Origin of the sequence: Prauserella muralis (assembly GCF_003202285.1) — a bacterium.
GTDB classification, from domain to species: domain Bacteria; phylum Actinomycetota; class Actinomycetes; order Mycobacteriales; family Pseudonocardiaceae; genus Prauserella_B; species Prauserella_B muralis.
Map to the genome: position 1 here is coordinate 1 of NZ_MASW01000022.1, position 1,411 is coordinate 1,411.

The following is a 1,411-nucleotide window of genomic DNA, read 5'->3' on the forward strand; positions in this document are numbered from 1 at the left end:
GCGCCGCCATGATCGACCGCCTCGTCCACCACGCCGAAGTCCTCACCCTCACCGGCGACTCCTACCGCACCCGCCAACGCCGCGAACTCCTCGCCAAAGACAACCGCACCAACCAAAACTGACCAACCCAAGGGGTCAATTTTCCCGAACCGGTAGATTCTGCTGATCGTCGCAACGTTGTTTGATCATCTTGTCAGTTGAGCGGCGAAGGCTGCTGCGGGGGTGGCCCAGCTGAGGATCTTCCGGGGTCGGTTGTTGAGGAGGTGTTCCACCCGGCGCAGGTCGCTGATGCTGTAGTCGCGGAGGTTCGCGCGTTTCGGGAAGTACTGGCGCAGCAGGCCGTTGGTGTTCTCGTTGGTGCCGCGTTGCCAGGGGCTTCCGGGGTAGGCGAAGTAGACGCCTTCGTCGAAGAGCTCGGCAAGGAGGTCGTGGCGCGCCATTTCCGCGCCCTGGTCCCAGGTCAGGGTGCGCCGTGCGATCCGGGGTAGATCCTCGACCGCGCTCGCGAGGGCAGCGGCGAAGTCTTCACCCCGGCGCTGCTCGGGGACGTGCACCAGTCGCAGGTAGCGGGTGGTGCGGTCGACCAGGGTTCCGATCGCGGACTGGCCGTGGCGGCCGAGGATGAGGTCGCCTTCGAAGTCGCCGACCCGCTGACGGGCGAGCACGACGGTGGGCCGCTCGTCGATCGTTCGTGCGTGCGCGCTGAACCGTGGCCGCCGGCTCTGCGGCCTGCGGCGGCGAAGTCGCAGGCCGCGACCAGTACGGAGGTTGCGCGCCAACTGCCTGGTCAGGCCGCGGCTCCCGCCGAAGTACAGGCCCTGATAAATGGTCTCGTGACAGACATGCCAGTCCGGCCGGGCGGGGTGCTCGGTCTTCAGCCAGGCCGCGATCTGTTCCGGGCTCCACTGCAGTCGCAGCTTGTCCTGCACGACCGCGCGCAGCTGTTCATCGCGGGCGAAGATGCTGCGACGTTGGCGCCGCGCCTGCTCCCGGGCGCGTGCGTGCGCGAGACCGGCCTGGTAGACGTCGTTGTCCCCGTCGCGCATGTTGCGGCCCAGCTCGCGTGAGATCGTCGACGGCGCCCGCCCGAGCCGGCGCGCGATCTCCCGCATGCTGCATCCCTGTCCGCGCAGCACGGCGATGCGCTCCCGCTCCAGCAGCGACAGATACCGGCCTGACCGCGAGTCCTCCGCGCGCACGGTCCGCGCCAGCCCGCCGCGATGCGACCGCCAGTAGTAGCCGGTCGTCCGAGCGATCCCCAGACGCCGACACGCCTCCACCGTGCCCACCCCAGACGCCATCAACTTCCAGTACTCGTCCTCCAGTGCCAGCCGTCGCTTCCGCCCCGGTCGTCCCATATCCACCCGATCCTTCTAACAGAGGGTGTTGCGACGAATGCTCGAACCCACGG

General features: G+C 68.2%; 2 protein-coding genes. One reads left to right on the forward strand and one right to left on the reverse strand.

From position 1 onward, the window contains the following. Positions 1 to 8: 8 nt before the first annotated feature. Positions 9 to 122: an ATP-binding protein gene (locus BAY60_RS36635; RefSeq protein WP_281270746.1), complete on the forward strand. Its 114-nt coding sequence runs from the start codon at positions 9 to 11 to the stop codon at positions 120 to 122. Between the two features lie 63 nt (positions 123 to 185). On the opposite strand, the gene BAY60_RS36640 is transcribed toward BAY60_RS36635, so the two are convergent. Beyond that, on the reverse strand, positions 186 to 1,358 hold the full coding sequence (locus BAY60_RS36640) for an IS30 family transposase (RefSeq protein WP_211330152.1): 1,173 nt from the start codon (positions 1,356 to 1,358) through the stop codon (positions 186 to 188). Positions 1,359 to 1,411: the final 53 nt, after the last annotated feature.

Excerpts from the sequence above, each read along its gene's own strand:
- BAY60_RS36640 (WP_211330152.1), bottom strand. The coding sequence starts at position 1,358 with ATGGGACGACCGGGGCGGAAGCGACGGCTGGCACTGGAGGACGAGTAC.
- BAY60_RS36635 (WP_281270746.1), top strand. The coding sequence starts at position 9 with ATGATCGACCGCCTCGTCCACCACGCCGAAGTCCTCACCCTCACCGGC.